This window comes from Vibrio sp. J2-3(2022), assembly GCF_021725735.1.
Lineage (GTDB): Bacteria > Pseudomonadota > Gammaproteobacteria > Enterobacterales > Vibrionaceae > Vibrio > Vibrio diabolicus.
On record NZ_JAKKCK010000004.1, the window covers coordinates 46,779 to 72,920 of the forward strand.

General features: G+C 44.3%; 23 protein-coding genes and 1 pseudogene. 11 read left to right on the forward strand and 13 right to left on the reverse strand.

The genetic code is table 11. From position 1 onward, the window contains the following. Positions 1–372 precede the first annotated feature (372 nt). Positions 373–477 (forward strand): annotated as a pseudogene (locus L3V27_RS15365) (integron integrase); the annotation flags it as partial. Positions 478–520: 43 nt separating this feature from the next. Here the strand turns inward: L3V27_RS15365 and L3V27_RS15370 are convergent. The 8 genes from L3V27_RS15370 to L3V27_RS15405 form a co-directional block, all read right to left on the reverse strand. Beyond that, positions 521–994 carry a DUF2947 domain-containing protein gene (locus L3V27_RS15370; protein WP_005396934.1) on the reverse strand — a complete coding sequence of 158 codons (474 nt, stop codon included), beginning with the start codon at positions 992–994 and terminating at the stop codon, positions 521–523. 13 nt (positions 995–1,007) lie between these two features. Continuing rightward, on the reverse strand, positions 1,008–1,595 hold the full coding sequence (locus tag L3V27_RS15375) for an HD domain-containing protein (protein ID WP_005396932.1): 588 nt from the start codon (positions 1,593–1,595) through the stop codon (positions 1,008–1,010). Position 1,596: 1 nt separating this feature from the next. Then, positions 1,597–2,181 carry a ribosomal protein S5-alanine N-acetyltransferase gene (gene rimJ / locus L3V27_RS15380; RefSeq protein ID WP_237312243.1) on the reverse strand — a complete coding sequence of 195 codons (585 nt, stop codon included), beginning with the start codon at positions 2,179–2,181 and terminating at the stop codon, positions 1,597–1,599. Positions 2,182–2,217: 36 nt separating this feature from the next. Continuing rightward, the gene (gene tyrR, locus L3V27_RS15385) at positions 2,218–3,762 is read right to left on the reverse strand and encodes a transcriptional regulator TyrR (protein WP_005376914.1); all 1,545 of its coding nucleotides are present in this window, start codon (positions 3,760–3,762) and stop codon (positions 2,218–2,220) included. Positions 3,763–3,862: 100 nt separating this feature from the next. Next, positions 3,863–4,903, reverse strand: a complete 1,041-nt coding sequence (locus tag L3V27_RS15390; RefSeq protein WP_114323194.1) for a TIGR01620 family protein — start codon at positions 4,901–4,903, stop codon at positions 3,863–3,865. Next, the gene (locus L3V27_RS15395) at positions 4,900–6,276 is read right to left on the reverse strand and encodes a YcjX family protein (protein WP_237312244.1); all 1,377 of its coding nucleotides are present in this window, start codon (positions 6,274–6,276) and stop codon (positions 4,900–4,902) included. The genes L3V27_RS15390 and L3V27_RS15395 overlap by 4 nt, the downstream gene beginning before the upstream one ends. Before the next feature lie 263 nt (positions 6,277–6,539). Further along, positions 6,540–6,725 carry a hypothetical protein gene (locus tag L3V27_RS15400; RefSeq protein ID WP_012841654.1) on the reverse strand — a complete coding sequence of 62 codons (186 nt, stop codon included), beginning with the start codon at positions 6,723–6,725 and terminating at the stop codon, positions 6,540–6,542. A gap of 173 nt (positions 6,726–6,898) precedes the next feature. Beyond that, positions 6,899–8,416, reverse strand: a complete 1,518-nt coding sequence (locus L3V27_RS15405; RefSeq protein WP_005376905.1) for a fumarate hydratase — start codon at positions 8,414–8,416, stop codon at positions 6,899–6,901. A 270-nt stretch (positions 8,417–8,686) separates the two neighbouring features. Here L3V27_RS15405 and pabB point away from each other — a divergent pair, with 270 nt between their 5' ends. Continuing rightward, entirely contained in the window at positions 8,687–10,048 is a 1,362-nt protein-coding gene (gene pabB, locus L3V27_RS15410) for an aminodeoxychorismate synthase component I (RefSeq protein ID WP_237312245.1), read from the forward strand. Positions 10,049–10,417: 369 nt separating this feature from the next. Here the strand turns inward: pabB and L3V27_RS15415 are convergent, their stop codons facing one another. Together L3V27_RS15415 and L3V27_RS15420 are read right to left on the reverse strand one after the other, a co-directional pair. Then, positions 10,418–12,118, reverse strand: a complete 1,701-nt coding sequence (locus L3V27_RS15415) for an ATP-binding protein (RefSeq protein WP_237312246.1) — start codon at positions 12,116–12,118, stop codon at positions 10,418–10,420. Positions 12,119–12,125: 7 nt separating this feature from the next. Further along, positions 12,126–12,665 carry a heme NO-binding domain-containing protein gene (locus L3V27_RS15420; RefSeq protein WP_012841652.1) on the reverse strand — a complete coding sequence of 180 codons (540 nt, stop codon included), beginning with the start codon at positions 12,663–12,665 and terminating at the stop codon, positions 12,126–12,128. A gap of 223 nt (positions 12,666–12,888) precedes the next feature. Here L3V27_RS15420 and L3V27_RS15425 point away from each other — a divergent pair, with 223 nt between their 5' ends. The 5 genes from L3V27_RS15425 (at position 12,889) to L3V27_RS15445 (ending at position 19,034) form a co-directional block, all read left to right on the forward strand. After that, positions 12,889–13,488 (forward strand): CoA pyrophosphatase, encoded by a 600-nt coding sequence (locus L3V27_RS15425; protein ID WP_005396902.1) that lies wholly within the window; start codon positions 12,889–12,891, stop codon positions 13,486–13,488. Between the two features lie 344 nt (positions 13,489–13,832). Continuing rightward, positions 13,833–15,086 (forward strand): aromatic amino acid transport family protein, encoded by a 1,254-nt coding sequence (locus L3V27_RS15430; RefSeq protein WP_005396901.1) that lies wholly within the window; start codon positions 13,833–13,835, stop codon positions 15,084–15,086. 98 nt (positions 15,087–15,184) lie between these two features. Next, positions 15,185–16,546, forward strand: coding sequence for an L-serine ammonia-lyase (locus L3V27_RS15435; RefSeq protein WP_005396900.1), 1,362 nt, complete (start codon positions 15,185–15,187; stop codon positions 16,544–16,546). A 210-nt stretch (positions 16,547–16,756) separates the two neighbouring features. Next, a complete protein-coding gene (locus L3V27_RS15440; RefSeq protein WP_237312247.1) occupies positions 16,757–18,472 on the forward strand; it encodes an EAL domain-containing protein in 1,716 nt (571 codons plus the stop codon). Between the two features lie 94 nt (positions 18,473–18,566). Beyond that, a complete protein-coding gene (locus L3V27_RS15445) occupies positions 18,567–19,034 on the forward strand; it encodes a GNAT family N-acetyltransferase (protein WP_074191495.1) in 468 nt (155 codons plus the stop codon). 90 nt (positions 19,035–19,124) lie between these two features. Here the strand turns inward: L3V27_RS15445 and queD are convergent, their stop codons facing one another. Further along, positions 19,125–19,487 carry a 6-carboxytetrahydropterin synthase QueD gene (queD, locus tag L3V27_RS15450; protein WP_005376896.1) on the reverse strand — a complete coding sequence of 121 codons (363 nt, stop codon included), beginning with the start codon at positions 19,485–19,487 and terminating at the stop codon, positions 19,125–19,127. A 292-nt stretch (positions 19,488–19,779) separates the two neighbouring features. On the opposite strand from queD, the gene L3V27_RS15455 reads away from it, so the two are divergent. After that, the gene (locus tag L3V27_RS15455) at positions 19,780–21,405 is read left to right on the forward strand and encodes a methyl-accepting chemotaxis protein (protein ID WP_164666494.1); all 1,626 of its coding nucleotides are present in this window, start codon (positions 19,780–19,782) and stop codon (positions 21,403–21,405) included. A gap of 188 nt (positions 21,406–21,593) precedes the next feature. After that, on the forward strand, positions 21,594–22,994 hold the full coding sequence (gene asnS, locus L3V27_RS15460; RefSeq protein WP_046876186.1) for an asparagine--tRNA ligase: 1,401 nt from the start codon (positions 21,594–21,596) through the stop codon (positions 22,992–22,994). Between the two features lie 140 nt (positions 22,995–23,134). On the opposite strand, the gene L3V27_RS15465 is transcribed toward asnS, so the two are convergent. Next, a complete protein-coding gene (locus L3V27_RS15465) occupies positions 23,135–23,317 on the reverse strand; it encodes a hypothetical protein (protein ID WP_237312248.1) in 183 nt (60 codons plus the stop codon). A 106-nt stretch (positions 23,318–23,423) separates the two neighbouring features. After that, the gene (locus L3V27_RS15470; RefSeq protein ID WP_237312249.1) at positions 23,424–24,845 is read right to left on the reverse strand and encodes a PLP-dependent aminotransferase family protein; all 1,422 of its coding nucleotides are present in this window, start codon (positions 24,843–24,845) and stop codon (positions 23,424–23,426) included. A 259-nt stretch (positions 24,846–25,104) separates the two neighbouring features. Between L3V27_RS15470 and L3V27_RS15475 the strand changes: the two genes are divergently transcribed. Both L3V27_RS15475 and L3V27_RS15480 read left to right on the forward strand, forming a co-directional pair. Then, a complete protein-coding gene (locus L3V27_RS15475) occupies positions 25,105–25,335 on the forward strand; it encodes a hypothetical protein (RefSeq protein ID WP_237312251.1) in 231 nt (76 codons plus the stop codon). A 245-nt stretch (positions 25,336–25,580) separates the two neighbouring features. After that, positions 25,581–25,880 carry a hypothetical protein gene (locus L3V27_RS15480; protein WP_005396873.1) on the forward strand — a complete coding sequence of 100 codons (300 nt, stop codon included), beginning with the start codon at positions 25,581–25,583 and terminating at the stop codon, positions 25,878–25,880. Positions 25,881–26,142 lie beyond the last annotated feature (262 nt).

A 26,142-nucleotide genomic window follows, 5' to 3' on the forward strand; every position in this document is an offset into this window, starting at 1 on the left:
CTATTCAGCAACTAACATTCTACCGAATGTGAATCTTGAGACCTACTCACTGTCTATCTATGGACAAAGTCTCATTTTTCATGTGTGTAGCTTTGTAGGGGCTTCTATTGCGCAAGTTCCTTATACTCTAGGTTATTTTATCAAGAATTATTGTCGGTTATACGATACTCGCGTTTGTTCAATTGTGAGTTACGATACCAGTAGTTCGACAGTAAAACCTAGTCGCGGCTAATCAATGGATATGTGAGATTAAGTATGAGTTACTACGAATAATGCTCAGATATTCGCTCGCGAACTTTTATCCGTATAATCATAAATAATTCTGAATTGTCCCACCAGCGCCCCACTTCAGTCGGGGCGTGATACCTATAAGTAAAAACAATCACTTACAGAGTGGGAGTATATACCACCCAGATTTATACTCACGTTATCGAGCGCGGGGCTGGCGGCGTGTTGAGTCCATTATCCAGCCTTTAGAAAAACAAAGCCACCTCGAAAAGGTGGCTTGCTGTATAACTCGCTATTGACGAACACCGAGTTTCACATTGCCTTTTGAATCAAACCAAAGCGCTTGTGAACGGCGACGTCCAATCAATATTGGACCATCATCATAAAAGAGAAAGTTCTTCCAATGCTTTTTAAAAATCGACCACTTAGTTTCGATGACATTGTACTTCTCGTAGCAAAAGTAAACGGTCACATCGTCTTGCCAATCGACATGTGCTTCTACTTCCGCTGGCATGTCCGGATCATCCAACTCCCACGCAGCCATCCAATCAACGACTTCAGACCAGTTCGCCTCATTCATTGGCCAATCTTGGGAGCTAAGTCGATCCATATCAGGGCTTTGAGCACTAATATTTTCTTTCCAAAATTGTGCTGAACGAGCTTGGCTCATCGGCTTAATAAAAGCCAAATCTTCTTTTGGCACAGGCATCGACTGATGCGTAAAAATCCATTTTCTTTGGTATTCATCCAAAGGCAAATAAGACATTCAGTCTCCTTTATTACGATTTCAGCCAACCTTTCTCTGTGGCTTCTTCTATCAACTCTTTCGCTTTGTCCCATAAGGTAACAGAGCCAAATTCAATTCGTTTATTAATGGTAAGTGCTTGTTCACGAGAGACGCCATGCTCCTTCCAACTCTGACCATTATTATGGTAGTTCAAGAGCATTGGAATTAACCGATCGAGTGCTTTTGCATACTTAGCATCATCGGTCTGCGCGGCTTCAAATTCATGCCAAAGCGCCAATAACTCTTGCTCCTGATCGCTGGGTAACATACCAAACAAGCGTTCTGCCGCTCTAATTTCTTTTTCTACTTGCTCTTGAGACGCGGCAGTATCATAAACAAAGGTATCCCCCGCGTCGATCTCTACTACGTCATGTATCAATAACATTTTCATCACTCGGCAAATATCTACTGGTGCATTCGCATGCTCTTCCATCAATATTGCCATCAGTGTGACATGCCAACTATGCTCACCACTATTTTCGAGACGCCCTTCAGCACTTTTAACTCGGGTTCGGCGCAAAATACTTTTGAGTTTATCGAGCTCGATTACAAGTGCTAATTGCTTTTCCAATCGCTCCATACTATCGCCCTTCTGGTTGCCAATTCGGATTAATAAGTGACGTTAGAACGTGGTCTTGCCATTCACCATTAATCAAAAGGTAATCTTTTGCATACCCTTCTTGGTTGAACCCTACATGCTCTAGCACAGCTTCACTACGTTTGTTGTGAGGCATGTAGCCGGCTTGAATACGATGTAACTTCTGCACGTTAAACATGTAGTCGCAAGCCATGGTTAATCCACGACGCATATAACCATGCCCTTGCGCTTTTTCAGCGAGAGAGTATCCGACGTTACAAGAATAAAAAGGGAAACGACTCAAATTACTAAAGGATATCGTACCTAGCATTTCACCTGAAGAGGCTCTGACCAAGAGGCAATAATACCCCAACCCCATTCGATGCAGCTCATTGAGCTTGATAAGCTTTTGCAACCAACCGTTAACTGAGAAAAAAGCCTCTTCACGTTTCGGCTCAAACGGTTTCAGGTATTCTCGATTCGCTTGAAAATACTCGGCAATCATATCTGCGTCACCGATTTCAGCGGTACGCAGAAGCAAGTCACCATCCAACTTATGAACGGCGATAGATGAGCTGTTATCTTCCATTACAAATGATTAATTCCGTCTTTTCGTTCAATTCGATTAATTCTTTCGGATACCGTAATCACGCAGTTTATTAGCGATTGAGGTATGCGATACATTTAAGCGCTTAGCAAGCTTGCGGCTTGATGGGAATGACTGATACAAACGCTCCAGAACCTGAGATTCATAGTCACGCATGATCTCATCCAATGAACCGTCGATGTTAAGAGTCGCACTACCAGCACCGACTGATTGAGGCTGAGGTAAATTGAAGTGATCCGCGTTTAGTATACCACCATCCATTTCTGTGAGCGCTCGAAGAACCATGTTATCGAGTTGGCGCATGTTTCCTGGCCACTGATAATTTGCAAGGGCATCAACTAGGCCATCATCAAACTCTGGCTTATCAATCCCAAGCTGTTGAGCATGTTTTGCCACAAATAACTCAAGCAATGGCGCAACGTCATTTGAGCGCTTACGTAACGGAGGAATGCTGAGCGTAAGTACGTTGAGACGATAATACAAATCTTCACGGAACATTCCTGCCTCAGAAAGTTCGGCAAGGTTATGTTTTGTTGAAGCGATGATACGAACATCGACATGCATCTCATCTTCTGCACCGACACGACGGAAATTACCATCTTGTAGAAAACGTAACAGCTTGATTTGAAGATGCGAACTCATTTCACCGATTTCATCAAGAAATACCGTCCCGCCATTTGCTTGCTCAAAGATGCCTTTGTGACCTTGTTCATGATTAAATGAACCCGGCGCATGACCAAAAAGTTCGGTTTCTGCTACATCGTCAGGCATCGAAGCACAACTCAAAACTAGGAATGGCTTGCTCGCACGGCTAGAACGGCTGTGGCAAGCTTTAGCAAGCATTTCTTTACCGGTCCCCGTTTCGCCCTCAATTAACAGTGGCTGGTCAAGCACAGACAGCTTCTTAGCTTGGTTCATTAGCGCTTTATGACGGTTCGATATACCAACAAAGTGCTCAAAACCCAGAGGATTATGCAGCGGTAGCGCTTCTTCAATTCTTGCGACTTGCTGACTAGAGCGAATCGTCATTAGAGTACTCGCTAGAGTCGAGTTTTGCGCTTCGTCTCGGATATAAACTGGCATCAACTCAAGAACATAGTCCAAGCCATCAATCACAAGGTTTTCCCGCGTTCTGCCATTCACACCTTCAGACCAACGAGAGAAACGAACACTTGGTAACAAAGCACCGATTTGAGTGCCAATTACTTCTTGCTTGTGAAGACCAAGCAGTGAAAGTGCAGACATGTTTGCCATGTCTACGGCACCTTTAAGGTCGATGGCAAAGACCGGATCGGGCAAGTTATCAACTAGCGAGAGCAGCTCCGTATTGTGGCGCTCCATCGGCATAAACTGGATTTTACGTACGTCTTTCACCCCCGGAATACGGCGGATTTCAGCCATCAGCTCACTAAACGTATCAAAATCAATATCCGGGCAATTCAAATAGATAATACCGCTAATATCGATTTCGATACCACGCAAGTCGATGCTTTTAGACGCTAAAATATCGAGCAGTTCTCGGGTCAAGCCGAGTCGATCTTCACATAAGACTTCAAGACGCACTGAAAATATCCCAATTCACGACTGTCAGGAAAAGTTGACAGTAGTTTCTATCATGCTTGGAATGGCGTCAAGCAATCCTATCCATCAAAGTTGATATTCGTTACGGTTTCATCGTAATTGATGCAACTTTCGCCGCCACAGCCTTGCGTATGGTGCCCAATTTAACCTGACGGTCAGGATACCATGGTAGTGGACGCAATAAGGTCATCGCTTTCAAGCCCAAACGTGCCGTTAGAATACCAACACCTAGCCCCTGCCCCGCACGAGCGGAGACTTTGCCCGCAAGGTCCATCGACATCAAGTCCATACTGGCATCAATAGCTAGCTCACTGGCACCAGCCGCCGCCATATTGACAAATACCGCTTTTAGTAGCTTGATGCGAGAGGCGTAACCTAGCTCTACCCCATATACCTTGGAGAGGTTGTCGATCATTTTGAAATTTCGCCACGCCACCAGCAACATATCAGCGGCAGCCAGAGGGCTCACCGCTACTAGGGCCGCACACTCGGTTGCGTGCTGCGATACGATTTTCGTTGCCAATTTGTCTTGTTGGCTCACAACCATCGAGTCATACATATCAAGGATTTCAGCATCACTATGAGCAGGGTTAATGCTGTTCTGCCAACGATCAAAGCCCGGGTTCTCTGCCATCACACCACTTTGTTCTGCCACTGTTTCGCAAAAGGCTTTCCCTTTCCCCACACTCTCACTATTAACAAGTGCTTCGGCTTCTTCTTGAACACTAAAATGATTTCGTAGTTTGCGCAGTTTCCAAAGCTCTTTACCCATCGCCCCTAAACCAAGCGAAGCGATCGCAGCAATAAACCCCGTCCAGCTTAAAGCCAGCCAATCAGAAGTTTGAATTGCGGTTATAACCGAGTCCACCGCTTGCCAGCCAACCAAACCAGCAAAGGTGGCAAATGCGCCAGTCGCAAGCCATTTTCTGCCCGGTTTTGGACGAATGACATGCTCGAGTTGCAATTCCTGTTCGGTCTCCTGGCGCTCTTCTTTAAGTTCAACAGGTACGAATGTTTCTTTTTCGCCGAATGTTTGCTGCGCCGTCAACTCCGGTTGATTCGATTGCTGCTCTTTTTCCATCGCCTTTTCAGAGAAAACTTGTTTTTGCTTCAACTCACTCATTTCAATTTATCTCCAATCAGGTAATCCAGTGCTTTGTCTAAGCGTATGTGCTTCACTGGCTCATCATTCTGTGAGGGCATTGGACGGAATGACGTAAAATCAAACCCGTTGTTTTGCCAATAAGCCGCATTTGGTAGTTTTTTCGGCACTTCTCCCGGGAACATCGTCATCGGCTCACCATCCAACGTCGTACCCTGTAACGCCGGAATCGTCTTATCTCCAGAAGAAATAAATCCCGTCGTGGTTGATTGGATAGAAGCGATACTCATGCAACTCATCTCGATATTCTCGTAGGCTGCGGTTTGCCACGCTGGATGCACCATTTGTTGTAGCAAAGACACTAAATTGGGATGCTGATCGGGCGTTATGTGATCCGCTTTTGTGGCAGCAAATAGCACTTTGTCTATTTTTGGCGAGAATAAACGGCGCAAAAAGCTACTACGACCATAACGGAAGCTATGCATGATCTGTTCTAGCGCTTGGCGCATGTCGTAAAACGCTTCATCGCCAGCATTGAGAGGCTGCAAGCAATCCACCAGCACAATCTGGCGATCGAAGGTCGCAAAATGATGCTTATAAAACGCTTTCACTACTTTCTGTTGGTATTCCTGAAAACGCGCTTCGAGCATTGCCAAGTTGCTGCCCTTAAGCGCCTTGCTTTCCGAACCAGCACGACACGGGAAAAACTGCAGCACAGGCGCGCCTCCGAGCTCACCAGGTAATACGAAGCGGCCAGGCTGTACCCAATGAAGACCTGCTTCTTTACAGGCATGAAGGTACTCGGTGTATGTATGCGCAACTTTCTCGAGTAGTTTCTCGTTCACTTCAGCAGAAAGATCCACCTTTTCTAATTCAGACAGCCAAGCTTTGGCTAAATCGCCACGCTGGCCTTTAAGTGCATCAAACTGAGTTTGCGACCACGTCGCAAAGTCCATGTCCAATAACGGCAGGTCGAGCAGCCACTCTCCTGGATAGTCGATAATATCAACATTTAAAATTGCGGTTTTACTCAACAGCTTTTTCGTGGTTTTATTTGGTTTGTACTTGAGCGCTAAGCGAATCTCACTCACATCCCGTGTTGGTACTGGCCATTGAGGTGGGGTCGCATGGATCTGGCTCATCGCTTCGTCGTAAGCAAAACGTGGCACCATCATATTCGCTTGAGGTTCACGCTTCGCTCCAATAAGACGCTTATCTCTGGCTGCAGTCAAAAGAGGCAAATTATCATGGGTAGCGGTATGGAGGAGCTGATTCACTAATGACGTGATGAATGCCGTCTTACCTGCACGAGAAAGTCCGGTGACGGCAATTCGAACATTGGAGTCCATACCTCTGTTGATAAAGTCATTGACTTCTTTCTTTATTCTTTTCATTGCGCTTCTTTATCTTGCTCCGCTCTAAAACAACGTTATCAGCAACTTCGGGTATTAATCTATGAATACTTACCTTTCAATACTGAACTCTATGAGTCTAACTTTATATACCTTAATAAAAGATGAACAAAACATTCGCTTAAAGCCGGGTGAAAAAAGAAAAGCCCCTGAGTGGTTCAGAGGCTTACTTAATCAACACTAAAGCATTAGTGACCCTATTTATGCTGATTACTGTGTTGAACAGAAACCTGCTTTCTTTGAGTCTAGTCGTCTTCGATTAATTTATAGATAACAAATAGAGCGATTTCTAAAATCAGCCACAACACACATGTGATGGTCACGTACTTCTCATCAAAAATGCTGATGCCGTGAAGGATCAAGTCGTAGCCAACAAAGCCACCTACCACTACAGCAAGAATAATTTGTAGAATCTGAATAAAACGAGGCATGCCGTCTCCTAATTATTGTTCGCATAACGTTTGATTGCTATGCCCTGAGGTTTATATCTACATTATATAGACAAAAAGTGCAGTTTTCGCTGCACTTTTGTCAAATGTTTGCTAGGTAAATCAGCACCTTGTCACATTCTCTCTACTGAGACAATGTAAGATTACCGTTTGCCTTACGCTTCCATCTCTTGGATTTTCACTTTCCAAGTGTCAGGACCGATTTGGTGCGCGTTAACGCCATTTGAGTCGACAGCCACTGTTACTGGCATATCTTCAACTTCAAATTCGTAAATCGCTTCCATACCTAAATCTTCAAATGCGACAACGCGAGCTTTCTTGATCGCTTTCGCAACCAAGTACGCAGCACCGCCGACAGCCATTAGGTAAACCGCTTTGTGATTCTTGATAGATTCAACCGTTGCAGGGCCACGTTCAGCTTTACCGATCATGCCCATGATGCCTGTTTTTTCTAGCATCATATCGGTGAATTTATCCATACGCGTTGATGTTGTTGGGCCAGCAGGACCAACGACTTCATCACCAACTGCATCGACAGGGCCTACGTAGTAAATGAACTTACCGTTTAGATCTACGCCTTCTGGTAGACCTTCGCCATTATCTAGCATGCCTTGAATACGTTTATGCGCAGCATCACGGCCAGTCAGAATTTTACCTGATAGAAGAACGGTTTCGCCTGTCTTCCACTCTTGTACTTCTTCTTTAGTAATCGTGTCTAAGTTTACGCGACGCGTGTTTTCTCCCGCTTCCCAAGTAATGTCTGGCCAATCTTCTAGTTTAGGTGGCGTGAGCTCTGCTGGGCCGCTGCCATCAAGCGTGAAGTGTACGTGACGAGTCGCCGCACAGTTCGGGATCAAACAAACAGGCTTAGAAGCCGCGTGCGTTGGCGCCGTTTTGATCTTAACGTCGACAACAGTTGTCAAACCACCAAGGCCTTGCGCGCCGATACCAAGTTTGTTCACGCGATTGAAGATATCAAGACGAAGCTCTTCTTCTGCGTTTTGTGGGCCACGGTCAATAAGCTCTTGAATATCGATGTGTTCCATTAGAGATTCTTTTGCCAATACCGCTGCTTTTTCAGCCGTACCGCCAATACCAATGCCAAGCATGCCAGGAGGACACCAGCCCGCGCCCATTGTTGGTAGCGTTTTCTCTACCCACTCAGCAATATCGTCAGATGGGTTTAGCATCACCATCTTAGTCTTGTTTTCACTACCGCCGCCCTTCGCTGCGATCTGAATTTCAACTTTATCGCCCGGAACCATGTTGATGTGTACGACAGCAGGCGTGTTGTCTTTGGTATTAATACGTTTACCGGCAGGATCCATAAGTACTGACGCACGCAACGGGTTGTCTGGGTTCGTATACGCTTGTCGAACACCTTCATCTACCATCTGCTGAACCGTCATGTCGGTTGAGTCCCATTGCACGCCCATACCGATGTTGACGAAACACGTCACGATACCAGTATCCTGACAAATTGGTCGGTGACCTTCTGCGGACATTCGGGAGTTAATTAGGATCTGAGCAATCGCGTCTTTAGCGGCTTGGCTCTCTTCGCGGTGATAGGCTTTTTCAAGAGCTTGAACAAAGTCTAGCGGGTGGTAGTAAGAAATATACTGTAGCGCATCAGCGACACTGCTGATCACATCCTGCTTGCGTATTACCGTCATTACATGCCTCGTTATAGTTATGCTTCCATTATTGGCTTGGCTTCAATCGTGTTTGTTGAGCTTATTGCTCTTTTGAGCTTCGTTTTTTATAAACAATTGTCGAACGGCTGATATCGACACACGAAACGCTGAAGTCGCCTACTTGTAAACCATCTCAAAACCCTATGGATAGAGGGAGTTTGGCTATACAGAGGAATATGATACTCTTGCTGCCCATGACATGCCATGCAGTGAACGATCTCTTTGTCACAAATTACACAAATGAACAACATGGACAATCAATTCATTGATTTTAAAGCGCTGGAATACGCACCAGAGTTTGCTCTTCACCTCTTTTCTCGCATTCAACACCAGCCTTGGGCGATGTTGCTGCGTTCTGCATCAGAAACGCATATCGATAGTCGCTTCGATGTGTTGGTTGCCAACCCAATTGCAACGTTAGAAACCACTGCCGAAAGCACACAAGTTGAAACGCCATCGAATGCCTATTCAACTCAAGATGACCCATTCGCGCTGCTTCATCAGTTGCAAGAACAGTGGCTTCCTCACGTTGAGTTAAATAAAGAATTGGATTTGCCTTTTGTCGGCGGTGCGCTCGGTTACTTCAGTTACGATTTAGGTCGCCGCGTAGAAACGATGCCAGAACTGGCCGAAAAGGATCTCAACACGCCCGATATGGCGGTAGGTCTGTATGAATGGGCCGTCGTTGTTGACCACAAGCTTAAAAAAGCCTGCCTAGTCGGTCAGAATATCGAGCAAGCTTGGCAATGGTTAGACGAGCAAGAAGCAGAGCAAAGCGTAGACTTCGCTCTGTCTGGTGATTGGCAGTCAAACATGACGAAAGAGAGCTACGCTACTCGCTTTGACAAGGTGCAAGAATACTTGTTGAGCGGTGACTGCTATCAGATCAATTTGGCGCAACGCTTTAACGCACCGTATCAAGGCTGTGAGTGGCAAGCGTATCTAAAATTAGAGTCCGCCAACCAAGCGCCATTTTCCGCTTTTATCCGTATGCCAGAGTCTTCGATTTTGAGTATCTCTCCAGAGCGCTTTTTAGAACTCAAAGATCGCTTCATTGAAACGAAACCAATCAAAGGTACTCGCCCACGCAGCGAAGACCCAAAGCAAGATAACGCTAGTGCCCATGACTTGCAGACAGCGGAAAAAGATCAGGCCGAAAACCTAATGATTGTCGATTTGCTGCGTAATGACATTGGTCGAGTTGCATCACCGGGTAGCGTTCACGTGCCAAAGCTGTTTGAGATTGAAAGCTTCCCCGCAGTGCATCATTTGGTGAGCACCATTCGTGCGAATTTGGATGAACAATACTCTCCTGCAGATTTGCTGCGAGCGTGTTTTCCAGGCGGTTCAATTACTGGCGCACCTAAAGTTCGCGCAATGCAGATCATTGAAGAGTTGGAGCCGCATCGACGCAGCGCGTATTGCGGCAGTATTGGCTACATTTCTCGCCATGGTCGTATGGATACCAGCATCACCATCCGCACTCTCGTAGCGGAAAATCACAAACTGTACGCTTGGGCTGGCGGCGGCGTCGTTGCAGATAGCGATTGTGCCTCTGAATATCAAGAAACGTTGGATAAGCTTTCAAAGATTTTGCCAGCGCTGCAATAGTAGGTTTCGCCAAATGGCAACGGCCTATGAATCCTGCTAACGAAAACAAGCAAAAACGCCTCCAGTACGGATAATGCCGCTCGTTTAACAGCGAGTGGGCATATTTCTGTATCTCGTCATCCTGTACAGCGATGAAGGAGCGTGATGTAGGCTTTTCTATCCGAGCACTTTATGGTCAAATTTGTTTCATTAGCCGCTCAGCATGCGCTATTAGATTCCTAGTCTCGCCAAAGCTCGCTGGAATGACACAAGAAACATCGTTAAGCGATCGGCATTATCCAGTGTGGAGCGTTTTTTGTGTGTTTTATTTACAGGTACTTTGGCTTTTAGCCGTTGGCTAACAAGAATCCGTTTTTTAAGAGGCAGCGTCTACTGCTCAAGCCACTTACACATGATCTGTTCAATATCGGTTGCGGTGTACGGCTTAGTGAGGATGTCGTCCATGCCTGAATCAATGCACTTTTGACGCTCTTCGATGGTAGTGCCAGCGGTTAATGCGATAATAGGATGAGTAAAGCCACGCTCTCTCAGATACATCGTCGCCTCATAACCATCCATTTCTGGCATTCGGCAGTCCATAAATATCAGTTCGTAATCTTTGTTTTTCACCGCTTCTAAAGCTTCTTTCCCATTGGCTTTTAAATCAGGTGTAATGTCGAGTTTTTTCAGCATTTGAGTAACTATCACTTGGTTCATTCTGATGTCATCAACCACCAATATTGAGCGTCCTGCCAAATCACTTCGCTCTATGGTAGCTAATTCCCCCTCTGCTGCGCCTGGGGCTTGCCCCTCCTTTAGAGGAATAGAGACTTTGAAGGTGGTACCTTTGCGTTCTTCACTTTCAAAGCTAATCTCGCCCTGCATCAAATCCACTAGATTTTTACAAATCGCAAGGCCCAAACCTGAGCCTTCAAAACTGCGCTTCGCCGAGCGATCTACTTGCACAAATGGGTCAAATAATGAGGGCTGTGCTTCTATCGGGATGCCAATACCCGTGTCTTCAACCTCAAAATGCGCAATACCGTTTATCCACTCCACTCGCAGCACCACCCCACCCAAATGAGTAAACTTAATAGCATTTCCCACCAAGTTGACCAAGATCTGTGTAATTCGCTCTAAGTCACCAACTAAAAACTCGGGAATACCGAGCTTTTTATCGATGGAGAAATGAATTCGCTTTTCTGCTGCTTTAGCTGAAAATACGCCCATGATGGCTTTTTCAAGCTCTTCCCAAGCAAAGACCTTATCGATGATTTCCATCATACCGGCATTCATCTTGCTGAAGTCGAGAAGATCGTTAATGATGACCCTCAACAAGTCTCCCGATTGAGTCAGGTTGTTTAGGTAATGGCGTTGCTCTTCACCTAACTGTGTTCGACTTAGTAGTTCAGCACTACCTAATACGCCATTAAGAGGTGTACGCAACTCGTGGTTAATCATGGCGACAAACTCTTTCGTCGCTTTTTCCGATTCCTCTGCCCGCTTTCGCAGCTCCACTTCTCGCTCTAAACTCAAATGACGGCCAATGACCCCATGAACCAAATCCGATACCAGCTCCATCTGTTTGGAAATAAAAGACTGATCGATTTGATCCAACTGAACAGAGAAGATCAACTCCCCTACTGTTTGCTTGTCAATGATGATAGGCAAATGCAAGTTCTCCCCTTGCCAATTGGGGACAGTCTTAATCGTATTCTCATGGCGAAGCTGTAAATGACCAAAATGATGTCGGCGCAAAGAAGAAAGTTTTGTGGAATCAAGATGTAAGTAAGCCGCAGAAATGACTGAGTTCGAAGTGAGCTGCTCAATAAAACTAGCAATCATGGCTTCATCAAACGTGCTCGACAAAAAAGTTCGACCAAACTTAATCAGCGTCGCGTCAACTTTCTCTTCAAACTCAAACTTGCGTAAATCCTTTTTTGATTTCAACTCAAGCTTTTTCAAAGCAACACTTAGCTGTTGAGTAGATTCATAAAGTTCGAAGCTCTTCTGCTCCAATAAACGCTCAGCTGCTTTTCTTGATTCGATTTCTCGTTTGAGTTTCCTTTCTAGCGAGGAACTTCCTGTCATATCGTTCTTATTGTGCCTCTAACCAAAAGCGAACCTGGCTACCATCTTCTGACTGGTTTTGGTGTTTGATATGAATAACTTCACCAAAGTGTGCCGCGCAACCTTTTATTAGACCTAAACATACGTGAGACATGCACCGCGCACTTCGATAATCAAACACCATGTTTGATTGAGTCTCGCTGATAAAATCAAACTGAGGAGGATTAGCATCTGGGTAGAGCTTTTTGACCTCGACATGAATAAAATCTTCAACATGGCGAACAAATTGAAATGTCGTTTCACACTGCTGCAAACTGGCATGACTAGGAATCGAGCGAAGTAAATTCAAAAAAACGCACTCTCCAAATACTTCTTGCAGTTGTTCAGGTGGAATGCCAGATACTTTACTGAGATTCACAATCAATTTAACCAAGTCTTTATGATCGTAACTACCAACCGCCGTATAAATCCCTTCGTCATTAGAAAGGTCGAGCACTTGGTCTAACACATCGAGACCAAACTTCTCTTCCACTAGCTCCATGAACTCGGTGAAAATAATCCCTTTCATTAGTCAATACTTGCCCCATAGTGACGTCTTAAAATAAAGAATGGTTTATAACCTTATAAGTTTCAAATTATTATACCCAAGCAGAGTGAGACACATGACACAAAGCAGGGAAAGAACCAATGGACATGCTTTGGTATTGCCGTACCAACGGCGATAGCACCGCGCCTCTTGCGGCCATTGAGTATAATAAATAGTGGTTAGGCACAATAAATAAGGATTTGGTTTGGTTATCGACAAAACTCAATTACTGCAAAACTTTCAATTTCGGCTTCCAACGGGTTACCACAAAGAGTCCCTCGCGCGACTGAAATGGATGAAAGGAAAATCACTGCGAGACGCAGCGGTCTTAATTGGTTTTGTAGAACGCCCGGAGGGGCTACAGGTCATTTTGACAAAGCGAGCAGCGCACTTGCGTCATCATCCGGGACAAATCAGTTTCCCCGGCGGTAAGTTTGAGCAGGAAGATCATCATCTAATCAATACGGCATTAAGAGAAACCAAAGAAGAGATCGGTATAGAAGATGAACATATTCATGTATTTGGTCAGCTTCCAACATTGCCAACGATTAGTCAGTTTAATGTGACACCGTTTTTGGCCTTTATTTCTCCTGAGTATAAAACGCATATTGACCCAAATGAGGTGGAGTCCGTTTTTGAAGTTCCTGCCAACCACATTCTGAATCCGAAAAAGTTGTACAGCACCAAGTTTGACCTAAAAAACAGCAGTCATCGTGTATTTGCTATCCCATATAGACAGCATTTCATCTGGGGCATGACCGCACAAATCATCGAATCAATGCAAAAACATATCATTTCACATTAAAAACTTCTGATATCGGTATTTTTATGGATGCGATCATCATGCGCATCAATATTAATAAAACGTTGCTTCATAAACATTCATTCACATTAGATTAATTTGCCGTTTTCACCGCAAACGCTTGCGGTGAAATAAATTTATACAAACAGCCCTATCGATAAGTTTTTCTAATTTTACTCATTAGCAGAAATCACGAGTAGCACATCATTTTCGTGATAAAAAGCAGGTTTTTGACATATCATTCAATAAGCGTAAGCAATAAATGATTTAGATCTAATTTTCCTAGTGTAAAATCTTGCAAAATTACTCCCGACTTATTTCCTGTTCCCAAAATGAGTAACTAAAAAATGAATACAACTACTTCTGCGGTTTCTACCGCACAATCGTCTAGTAAGTTTTCTTACAAAGACTTTACCTGGTGTCTGTCCCTTTTTGGTACGGCAGTAGGTGCCGGTGTACTATTCCTTCCTATTAAAGCAGGTGCAGGTGGCTTTTGGCCATTAGTAATCCTAGCCCTAATCGCAGCACCAATGACTTGGTTCGCACACAAATCTTTAGCTCGCTTCGTTCTTTCTGCGAAAAATCCAGAAGCGGACATCACTGACACAGTAGAAGAGCACTTTGGTAAGACTGGCGCAAACCTTATTACGTTCGCTTACTTCTTCGCTATCTACCCAATCGTACTTATCTACGGTGTTGGTATCACAAACACGGTTGACTCTTTCCTAGTTAACCAAATGGGTATGGAATCTATTCCTCGCTGGCTACTTTCCGGTGCACTTATCGCTGCAATGACAGCGGGCGTAGTGTTCGGTAAAGAGCTTATGCTGAAAGCAACTTCAGCGATGGTTTACCCTCTAGTGTTCATCCTACTAGCGCTGTCTGTGTACCTAATTCCTGGTTGGAACACTTCAATGATGGAAGTATCACCTGACTGGGGTGCAATGCCAGCTATCGTATGGCTAGCAATCCCTGTTATCGTGTTCTCTTTCAACCACAGCCCAATCATTTCTCAGTTCTCTAAAGAACAACGTCGTGTATACGGTGATGACGCAGTTAAGAAAACTGACGCTATCACTGGTGGCGCAGCGATGATGCTAATGGGCTTTGTAATGTTCTTCGTTTTCTCTGTTGTACTTTCTCTGTCTCCAGAGCAACTAGCAACAGCACAAGAGCAAAACATCTCTGTTCTTTCTTACCTAGCAAACGTTCATGAGTCTCCACTGATCTCTTACTTAGGTCCACTGGTTGCTTTCGCGGCTATCACTTCTAGCTACTTCGGCCACTTCCTAGGTGCACATGAAGGTCTAGTTGGTCTAGTGAAATCTCGTTCAAAATCACCAGTAAGCAAGATCGAGAAGATGTCTCTTATCTTCATCGTAATCACAACTTGGATCGTTGCTATCGTTAACCCAAGCATCCTAGGTATGATTGAAACAATGGGCGCACCGATGATTGCGGCAATCCTATTCTTGATGCCTATCTTCGCAATGCAAAAAGTTCCAGCAATGGCTAAGTACAAAACTTCAGCACCTGTGCAAATTTTCACAGCAATCTGTGGTCTTGCTGCCATTAGTTCTGTAATCTACGGCGCTCTTTAATCATCCCAGCCCTAGCACGGTATGATTAATCCAAAAATATAACGATAAAATTAAGCCTCCCAACTCCCCTTGGGAGGCTTTCTTCTGAGGTAATCGATATGATTAGTGTTTTTGATATCTATAAAATCGGTGTTGGACCTTCAAGCTCACACACTGTAGGCCCAATGAAAGCGGGTAAAGAGTTTATTGATGACCTTCGTGCAATGGGAAAACTGCGCGACATCACTAAAATCACCGTTGACGTTTATGGATCACTATCACTGACAGGGAAAGGTCACCACACAGATATTGCTATCATCATGGGTCTTGCAGGCAACACTCCTGAGAAAGTTGATATCGATTCTATCCCGGGCTTTATCGCTCGCGTAGAAGAAACTGAACGCCTTCCTGTTGGCATGCACTGTCACACAGTATCGTTCCCACGTGAAGGTGGAATGAACTTCCACAAAACAAACCTTGAGTTACACGAAAACGGCATGCAAATCCACGCTTGGATTGATGACGAAAAAGCGTACTCAAAAACTTACTACTCTATCGGCGGTGGTTTCATCGTTGATGAAGAAAACTTCGGTAAAGAAGTTGAGAACCCAGTAAAAGTTCCTTACCCGTTTACAACGGCAGAAGAGCTTGTAAAGCAATGTCATGAAAGCGGCCTGTCTATCAGTGCGCTAACCATGAAAAATGAACATGCGCTTCATTCTGACGAAGAAACTCGTACTTACTTCGCAAACATCTGGCGCACAATGCGCGAATGTATGGATCGCGGTATGAACGAAGAAGGCATTCTGCCTGGTCCACTGCGTGTACCTCGTCGTGCGGCAGCACTTCGTCAGCAACTGCTTACTTCTGAAAAAACAACGAACGATCCAATGTCTGTTGTTGACTGGGTAAACATGTTTGCTTTTGCAGTAAACGAAGAAAACGCAGCAGGTGGTCGTGTTGTAACTGCGCCGACTAACGGTGCATGTGGCATCATCCCTGCGGTACTGGCTTACTATGACAAGTTTATCCAAACCGTAACTGAGAAAGACTACATCCGTTACTTCGCAGCTTCTGGTGCAATTGGCGGCCTTTACAAGCGCAACGCGTCTATCTCTGGTGCAGAAGTTGGCTGTCAGGGCGAAGTTGGCGTGGCATGTTCTATGGCGGCAGCTGGCCTTGCTGAGCTTATGGGTGGTAGCCCAGAGCAAGTATGTATGGCGGCAGAAATCGCGATGGAGCACAACCTAGGTCTAACTTGTGACCCGGTTGCAGGTCAGGTTCAGGTTCCATGTATCGAGCGTAATGGTATTGCAGCTGTAAAAGCAATCAACTCAACTCGTATGGCACTGCGTCGTTCTTCTGCTCCTACTGTTTCTCTAGATAAAGTTATCGAAACCATGCTAGAGACAGGTAAAGACATGAACGCGAAATACCGTGAGACTTCTCAAGGCGGCCTAGCAGTAAAAGTTATCTGTTAATAAGCCTTGCTGAATATCGACGAAACCCGAGCCGCTGCTCGGGTTTTTTATACCTCATTAACTATGAATAATGGGTTGCTACGCCCAGCATAAAAAAACCTAAAACCTTGAATATATCCAATTATTATGGATATCCCCGTAAAAAATCACATCCCTCTCCTAGCTTTATTGATAACGTAGCCAAAAATTAAACTTGGAGCACACCAACACATGATTAGGTTTGAAATTGGAAACCAAATCTGCGTTTGCTTGTCCGAAAACGAAATATCTTTAGAGCTCAATCAATCACTCCACCACTCCATTCCTGTCAACCCAAATGAGTACGCCATTCTGTCAACCATCGCCAAATACGGCAGCTTAAATACGCCAATTAGCCAGCGATTGATAGAAAGCAAAATCACTCAACAATACAAAATGACACTGCCTGAAAATGGCTTTAAAAACGCGGTGGCCGCTCTAAGAAAGAAATTTCGCAAGCTCACGGAAGAACACGTAACCACAAAAAAAAATATTATCGAAAATATTCACCGGACCGGATACTTCATCCCTTTTACTATGCAAAACAACCATCAGAATGGCATCGACCATCAACACAAGATCAATCAATACACAACAAACAGCCTTGGCAAAGCCCTTCGTATTTGTCTGCGTAATAAAAAGATCTATTCAGATACACTGTGGGTCGTGTTGCTCACAGCGATCATTTTCTTTGCCATCTGTTACTACGCGATAAACAGCATTGTGAAACATAATTATCTGGATAACGCCTTCGAAATTGCAGAGAACCTTTCCCAAAAGAGCTGCTTTGCTGATGAAAGAGAATTGAAGTCGCTCTTTGATAATGTAAAGCTGGTCGAATCGAGCATGATGCTGGACCGTTTCAATATCCGGTGTTTAGTCACCCCCGAAACCGTTGTCCCTGTCAGCAAAAAAGCATTTGAAGAGTGGAGTAATAATAGCAATTATACGACCCAATCATTTGACTTGAATAACGCGACCGTTTTGGTTCGTGTCAAAAACATTAACTTATCCGACAACGTTGAAAATCATATTTCGCGTTTTTTTCTTTCCGGCATGAAGCTATCAACCAATACAGGGACCTCTTTAGAAATTGGTAACACCAATGAACGCTTTTTCAACTATCACGTGAAGAACAGCGGCTATAAAGAGGTGTATTACATCTCTGGACCGTTTCAAAGCATCATTTTATTAAGCTTGCTGTTTCTCATAATACTGCGCCATCGCTCTCTACAAGCCTTTATGGCTTATTTGTGCGCAATTCGACAATTTAAAATCAAACTGGAGCCGATTTATGACACTTCAGCGCAAAAGATTGTGCATTACGAAGCGCTCTCGCGGTTTAAGGTAAAAAATACGCAACGGTTTATTGAGACACTGATCCGCAATGGGCTGCTCCTAACTCATACCTTAATGGTGATAGAGTCCATCTATACTAAGCACAAAGCCTTGCCTATTCCTATCAGCATTAATGTTTGTCCTTCTTTGCTGCGAGGACGCAACTTTTCAATCCTACACAGAGAACTATCTAACCGAGATTGTCGTTTGCTGACGATTGAAATCACGGAAAATGCATCGATGTACTATACCTCCGAGATTTATGGCAATGTCGCGAAACTAAAAGCACTGGATTGTAAAATCAGTATCGATGACTTTGGCACTGGCAACAACAACGTGTCGCTCATCAGTAAAATCAATCCAGATTATTTGAAAATAGATCGGGAGTTTGTGATTGGTTTAAAGTCGGACGATAAGAAAGTGGAAACGTTGCGTCAGTTAATCGCCATGGGAAATACGTATCGCTGTACAGTCATTGTCGAAGGCGTAGAAACCGCCGATAGCGCTCACTTACTCACAACATTAGGTGCCTATATTCACCAAGGTTATTATTATCCTCTGCATTTCTAGCTTTTCTTAACCTCGTGAGTTACTTAAACTAGAGGGAATACTCTATTAAAGTTCGTGGCGGCATGAGGATATGCCGCCAATTTGTGGTTGAACGATGATTGCTATTAAACCCACCAAACTGAAAGATTTTTCGAGTTTGATGCAATTGGATGTGCAGGAAGAGCAGAAAGGATTTTCTACGCCGTTTGAAGTGGCTTATCAAAAACGCAATAAGTCTGAAGCGTTCTTTACGATTTATTCTGACGATCTATTAGTTGGCTATCTTGTTATCGATAAAGGCTTCTCCCAACATGCGCCCTTTGCCAAAAGGCACGAACTGGGGCTCAAGTACTTGATGGTTGATCAATGTTTCCAACGCCAAGGGGTTGGGAGTGAAGCGTTACGCAAACTGTTCGTTTATGCGTATACCATTGATCCTGAAAGCACCTCTCTTTGCGTCACTGTGCCACAGAGTCAGCAATACGCTATCAGTTTTCTTGATGCGTGTGGATTCATCAATACAGAGAAAACAACGTTTGGTGAGAACGAAAAAGAGTGGATTTTACGTCATCCACTGAGTTAGCAAGAAAAGTATAAAAAATAGGGAATATCCAGATACAACAAAGGCAAGCTCATGGCTTGCCTTTGTCTTCAATGCTCAATAAAAAGTGACTTATTCACCTTTGTAAATACAACCGGCTGTGCACGTTTCTTTGATTTCTACTTTGCTTAGCAACGGTAAACTTGGCTTAAGCTGTTGCCAAATCCATTTTGCTAGCACTTCGCTCGTCGGATTCTCCAAACCTTCAATGTCGTTCAGGTAATAATGGTCTAAACGATTGTAAATTGGTTTGAATGCCGCTTTGATTTCAGCGAAATCCACTACCCAACCAGTATGCGGGTCTACCTCACCTTCTACATAAAGACGAACTAAGAAAGAGTGTCCATGCAAACGACCACACTTATGGCCTTCAGGTACATGTGGCAAGTGATGTGCCGCTTCGAACATAAACTCTTTGTACAATTCTGTTTTCATCTTGATTCTCAGGCTTTAAAAAGACACGCAATACTAAGGAATTCACTGCCAACAGACAAGTGCTACTCAATACAAGCGTAGCAAAACGCCGTTTGTTCTCAGCGAAAATAATTAAACCTTTGTCCTGATCGTCGTATTTCTGTCATGCGCCAAACATTTGATTACACAGCACTCACATCACAATTACATATCCCCAACATGAGTGGGGTCACAATCATTCATTTCGTTGTTCGCAGTGCGCATTTGTGCACATTAAGATTGTGCAGTTCGTTCCAATTACACTTATAAATTTATGCGCTCAACTATCACTTTTAAGCTCTTGCTCGCGTTAATTGCCGTCTTCAGCTGTGTTCTGGCTGCCTCTACGGCTTATCAATACCATCAACAAAAAACCTTAATCAATGATGTTCTCAGTGAACAGCTTCATGATAAGGCCAGTAATTACTTCGATAGCCTAAACATGATGATGCTAACAGGCACAATGTCGCAAAAAGAAACTTTGCGAAAAAAAGCACTCGCTCAAGAAGGGATTGAAGAAGTTCGCGTGTTGCGGGCCGATACCGTAACCAAGCTTTACGGACCAGGACAAGCAAACCAACAACCGGTCGATGATATTGACCAACGAGCTTTAAATGGCGAACTGGTCATTGAGCCAATTTCAGCCAATTGGGGGAACGGACTAGTTGTCGCGCTACCAATGAAATCAAGCGAAAATTATCGTGGCACCAACTGCGTTTCTTGCCATGTAGCACCAGAAGGCGAAGTATTGGGCGCGATTCGTTTGGAATACAACATGAACCACGTCAATTCAATGATCAATAAACAGGCAATGTTTGCGATGGGAATAATGGCCGTTATCGCGTTTGTTGGTTTTATTATAACGATGAGTTTGATTCGTAAGATCATTGTTCGCCCAATACAAAAAACGTCGCAATTCATGGCGAATGTGAGCCATAGTAAAGATCTATCTCAACGACTTGTTCATCACCAAAAAGATGAGGTAGGCCAACTTTCTACCGCGATTAATTCGTTTATGGATACGGTATCCGAGAGTTTAGAGCGTGTACAAGACACCTCCCACTCTCTTGCCAATTCAGCCAGTCAGTTAACGGATGTTGCACAATCAACAGACAAAGCGGCCAATAATCAACAATTGGAAACCAGTGACGTACAAAGCAACATCACCGACATGTTGCAACAACAAACCGCCGTTGAAGACTCGACCAATAACGCCACAGCTCTAGTCAACCATACCGTTGATGTTGCCACTCACAGCGCAAGCCAAGCACACAGCGTGAGCGAAGACATCAAACACTTGGTGAGCAATATTGACGGCGTACGGGAAAAAATCAGTTCGTTAAACCAAAGAACCGAAGAAGTATCATCCATTCTTGGGGTCATTAAAGGCATTGCAGAACAAACCAACCTGCTCGCGTTGAATGCTGCAATTGAAGCCGCCCGAGCCGGAGAGCAAGGACGCGGTTTTGCCGTCGTCGCGGAGGAAGTGCGTAACCTAGCTTCTCGGACCGCCGAAGCCACAGGCAACATTGAGCATATCATTTCTCAATTCCAGCAAGGGAGTGAAGAGTCCTTAGCCTCTGTGGATACTGTCTGCCAGTTTGCTCACCAACGTTCCGTCGATGTCGAGACACTTTCAGTCACGATGCATAACGTTGTCGATGAAATGCATCAAGTTCTGAAACATGCGGAAAACATTCAAAGCCAGACGCAAACCACATCCGACGTCAGTCAGCGTATTCAATCCAAAATTGATGTGATCACACTGCATGCTAACGACACATCGCAATCAGCATCGCACACGCGTGATATTAGTGTTGATTTAGAGCATCTATCCGAACGTTTAGAGCAATTACTTAACCAATTCACACTTTCAGAACATCAAAGAGTGAATAAATAGAGAGATTCTCCCCATCAAAATGAATATAAAGGTTGATGCGAGCGAATTGACAGGTAATATGTCTCGTTGAATCTGTAAAATGCTACCCAACTCAGCACTTAGCTTATTTTTTGAACAAAAATGTTATTAGACAAGTACTTTAATAAGTGTTGGGTTGAATTTTTACCTCAATGGAGAATATTGAAAACATGACTTACGCGCCTGTATCAGACGTATTGAAAGGTCAGCTAGCAGTAGACAGCGAAGTGACTGTTCGTGGCTGGATCCGTTCACGTCGTGATTCCAAAGCTGGAATCTCTTTCCTTGCCATATATGACGGCTCTTGTTTCGACCCGATTCAGGCCGTGGTCCCAAATAATCTTAATAATTACGAAGACGAAGTACTAAAGCTAACGACTGGCTGCTCTGTTGAAGTAACTGGTAAGATTGTTGAATCTCCTGCAAAGGGCCAAGACTTCGAACTTGCTGCCACTGGCGTTAAAGTGGTTGGCTGGGTTGAAGACGCTGAAACTTACCCGATGGCAAAAACTCGTCACTCTATCGAGTACCTACGTGAAGTTGCGCACCTACGTCCGCGCACAAACGTAATCGGTGCGGTAGCTCGTGTACGTAACTGCCTATCTCAAGCGATCCACCGCTTCTACCACGAGCAAGGTTACTTCTGGGTATCTGCGCCTTTGATCACTGCCTCAGATGCTGAAGGCGCTGGTGAAATGTTCCGCGTTTCTACGCTAGACATGGAAAACCTGCCTCGTACAGACGCTGGCAAAGTAGATTACAACGAAGACTTCTTCGGTAAAGAAACTTTCCTTACGGTATCTGGTCAGCTAAACGCGGAAGCTTACGCTTGTGCACTAAGTAAGGTTTACACTTTCGGCCCTACTTTCCGTGCTGAAAACTCAAACACAAGCCGCCACCTAGCAGAGTTCTGGATGGTTGAGCCTGAAGTTGCGTTTGCAGAACTGGACGACGTTGCGAAACTGGCTGAAGACATGCTTAAGTACGTATTCAAAGCAGTACTTGAAGAGCGTCGCGATGACCTTGAGTTCTTTGCTCAGCGCATCGACAAAGAAGCCGTTAGCCGTCTAGAGAACTTTGTTTCTTCTGACTTCGCACAAGTTGACTACACTGACGCGATCCAAATCCTGCTAGATTCTGGCCGTGAGTTCGAATTCCCAGTTGAGTGGGGTATCGATATGTCATCTGAGCACGAGCGTTTCCTAGCGGAAGAGCACTTCAAAGCGCCGGTAATCGTTAAGAACTACCCGAAAGACATCAAAGCATTCTACATGCGTATGAACGATGATGGTAAGACGGTAGCGGCAATGGACGTTCTAGCACCTGGCATCGGTGAAATCATCGGTGGTTCTCAGCGTGAAGAGCGTCTAGACGTACTGGATGCACGTATGCGCGAAATGGGTATCGACCCTGAGCACATGAGCTGGTACCGCGACTTGCGTCGTTACGGCACAGTGCCACACGCAGGCTTTGGTCTAGGCTTTGAGCGTCTAGTATCTTACGTAACAGGCATGGGCAACGTTCGTGACGTGATCCCATTCCCACGTACGCCTCGCTCTGCGAACTTCTAATCACTTTTTAGTGATGAGACAGAATTAGAAAAGACCTCCCTAGTGGAGGTCTTTTATTTTGTGCTCAACCGTCAATACTATCTGCCAAGCAACTCAAGCTTGAGTTAGTCTTCTTCCTTATCTCTGTCCGCTTTTTCAGCTTACTTTACGCCCACAATACATAAGCCAAACATTACGAAAGGGATCACGGCCGCGGTGTACTCTGTCCATGCCATATGAGAGAAAGATTTCGCCAAAATGAGATGCGCAAATATCAGTAAAAACGCACTAAAAATAGCAACGGCGATTAACCTTAACTCATGCTTAACCAACTGCTTTTTCATCTTAAATCCTGCTTAATAATCCAAGGTCTTTCGACCTGAATAATGATTGAAGCACAATTTGCAAAAATGGCGCTGATACAGTTGGAGCAAAAAAACACTAAGCAGTTTAATGAGTTTCAATTCTGAGTAATTCGCGAAGCAAATCACCTAACCTTTTGATAGCAAGTTCTAAACTCGTTTCTAAAGGAAGCGATGTATTCAGTCTTAAATAGTTTTCGTATTGATCACTTATCGAAAAGAGTTTGCCATAAGCGACAGTAACCTGCTCAGACAATAGTGCTTGATATACCGCTTTACTTGATATTACATCTGGCAATTTCAGCCAAAGAAAGTAACCACCATCAGGACGTTGATAGGTAACCTCTTTAGGTATGTGCTTTGCGAGTAAATCCACGAAGTCAGCTTGACGGTGTTGCAGTGTCTTACGCAGCTTTCTCAGGTGGTTGTCGTAACTGTAGTTTTGTAAGTAATGTGCAACCCCCTGCTGAATAGGGGCACTCCCAGACAATGTCGATATTAACTGGAGCTTTTGAATAGTCTCGTTAAAACGCTTATTCACCACCCAACCCAAGCGATATCCAGGGCATAAACTCTTAGAAAAAGAACCACAATGAAGGACACGCTCTTGCTCATCAAAGCTCTTTAATGAGTTCGGCCTTTTGTCAGAAAAATACAGCTCAGAGTACACATCGTCTTCGATGAGATACACATCATATCGATTGGCTAACTCAACAATGTATCGTTTGTGTTCATCAGACAAAGAAGCCCCGGTTGGATTATGAAAGTTCGTCATTAACCAACAAGCCCGAACATCTTCATTGGCAAAAGCTGCTTCGATTTGTTCAAGCGAATGCCCACTCTCATCATCGACACTGATTTCAATAGCCTTGAGACCTAACCGTTCTACCGCTTGAAGTGCGCCATAAAACGTTGGGGATTCGACAACGACGGTATCACCTGGTCGGGTGACCGCTTGCAAACTCAAGTTCAATGCTTCTAGCGCACCGGAAGTAATAACCACATCATCATGGGTTAGTGATATCCCATGATGAATATACCTCTGAGCGACGAGTCGCCTTAACGACTCGGCACCAGGAGGTAGGTTGTCTAGCAACTTATCCGGCCCCATTTTTCGTCCCGAGCTGGCCAAATTACGGTTAAGCGACTCCAAAGGAAACAAACACGGATCCGGAAACGCCGAGCCTAAATGAACAACATCCGATGTTGCTTGGTGCTTCAAAAACGAATACAACTCATCATTCAACTTAGTGCATGGCGTATTATTGCTTTTAATTCCATTCGTATTGGTGAGACGTTCAAGATCGGCAGTCACATAGTAACCAGATTGAGGCTTTGCTATCACCCAACCTTGCGCCTCTAGCAATTGATAGGCTTGTAATACCGTACCTGCACTTACGGAATGATTGCGGCTGGTGACGCGTATTGAAGGCAGCTTCTCCCCTGCTCTCCAAGTATCTTGCTGAATTTGTGCCTTAAACAATTCGGCCAATTGACGGTATCGATTCATGTATCCCTCATTTCACTTGCAGCTGCACCATAGCATACTTCGCGCCAGCATTCTGATATGGCAGTAGTCAATTTAGCAACGTAATTTATCAAGCTTGTTAATAGCAATTTCGACGACGAAGTGAGAATTTATGTTCCATACTTTTACTGATACGTCCGAGTGGTCTTAAATCTTTGCCTTGTCTGAAAAGCAAGGCATTTCACGGGACTGAGAGTGTTAAATCCACTTAGACATCTATCTTTTAAGCCGGGAGGAAGCGATGAAAGTATTTACAATGGACGATCTCTCTTATCGCGGGAAACATAAAGGTGTACATAGCTGGGACCATCCTGGCGGCACAACCCCTTATTACTGGCATCCTGATTGGTTGCATATCGCTGAAGATACTTTGGGTGAACACAAAAAGGCTGACCTTGAAGTCCCTGACGGAGAGGCCGCAACAGAAGAGCATGCAAAAGCGGCGATTCTCAAACACTTGAATGACGAGTAGTTTAGGCTCTATCACCGTTCAAGAATAGCGTTAGGTAGGCGAATCCATCGTCGTATGCTTTAAACGCATATAAAGCCAAAACCTGCCAAATAGTAAATTCTTCTGAATGAGAAGTACGCATCGTCTGTAGCTATCGAATGACAAAATAAGTCGATAGTTATCACATTAATTTTCATTACATCTGTTACATTTAGATAGTAATGGTGATGCACACCTCAACTCATGGATTATGAGAGAAAACAATAATGGCGAAATACAACGAAGAAGACATTAAATACAAAGGTGAATCCAACGGCGTACATTCTTGGAGTTCACCTTCCGGCCAACCTTATTATTGGCACCCAGATTGGCTACACGTAGCGGAAGATGCGACGGGCACACACCCGAAACAAAAGCTTGAAGTCGAAAAAGCGGAAGTCCCAACAGAGAAGCACGCGTTAAAAGCAATCTTAAAGCATATGAACGACTGGGCGACTGAGAAGCTTTCTTCTAACCCAGACATCGAAACCAATGCGGTTGAGTCTGAAATCGATCTGAAGAAATAACATCAGCCGACATCTATACTTCTTACAAGCAAACGCTCCACCTTTAGTGGGGCGTTTTTGTCTCAACTAGTAACCGCCACTCCACGTAAATCACTAATGCAAAGCACTGAAGTCAAACGATTGGTACGTGAACAAAACTTCATCAATCATGGTATAAATCCCCTTCAAACTCTGTGCCTACCAAACGTTTTCATGGCAAAAACTTTAGTTATGTTAGAATTCTGTTTCAAATCGCAACTTTTTTAGGTTTTCTTTTCAGTAA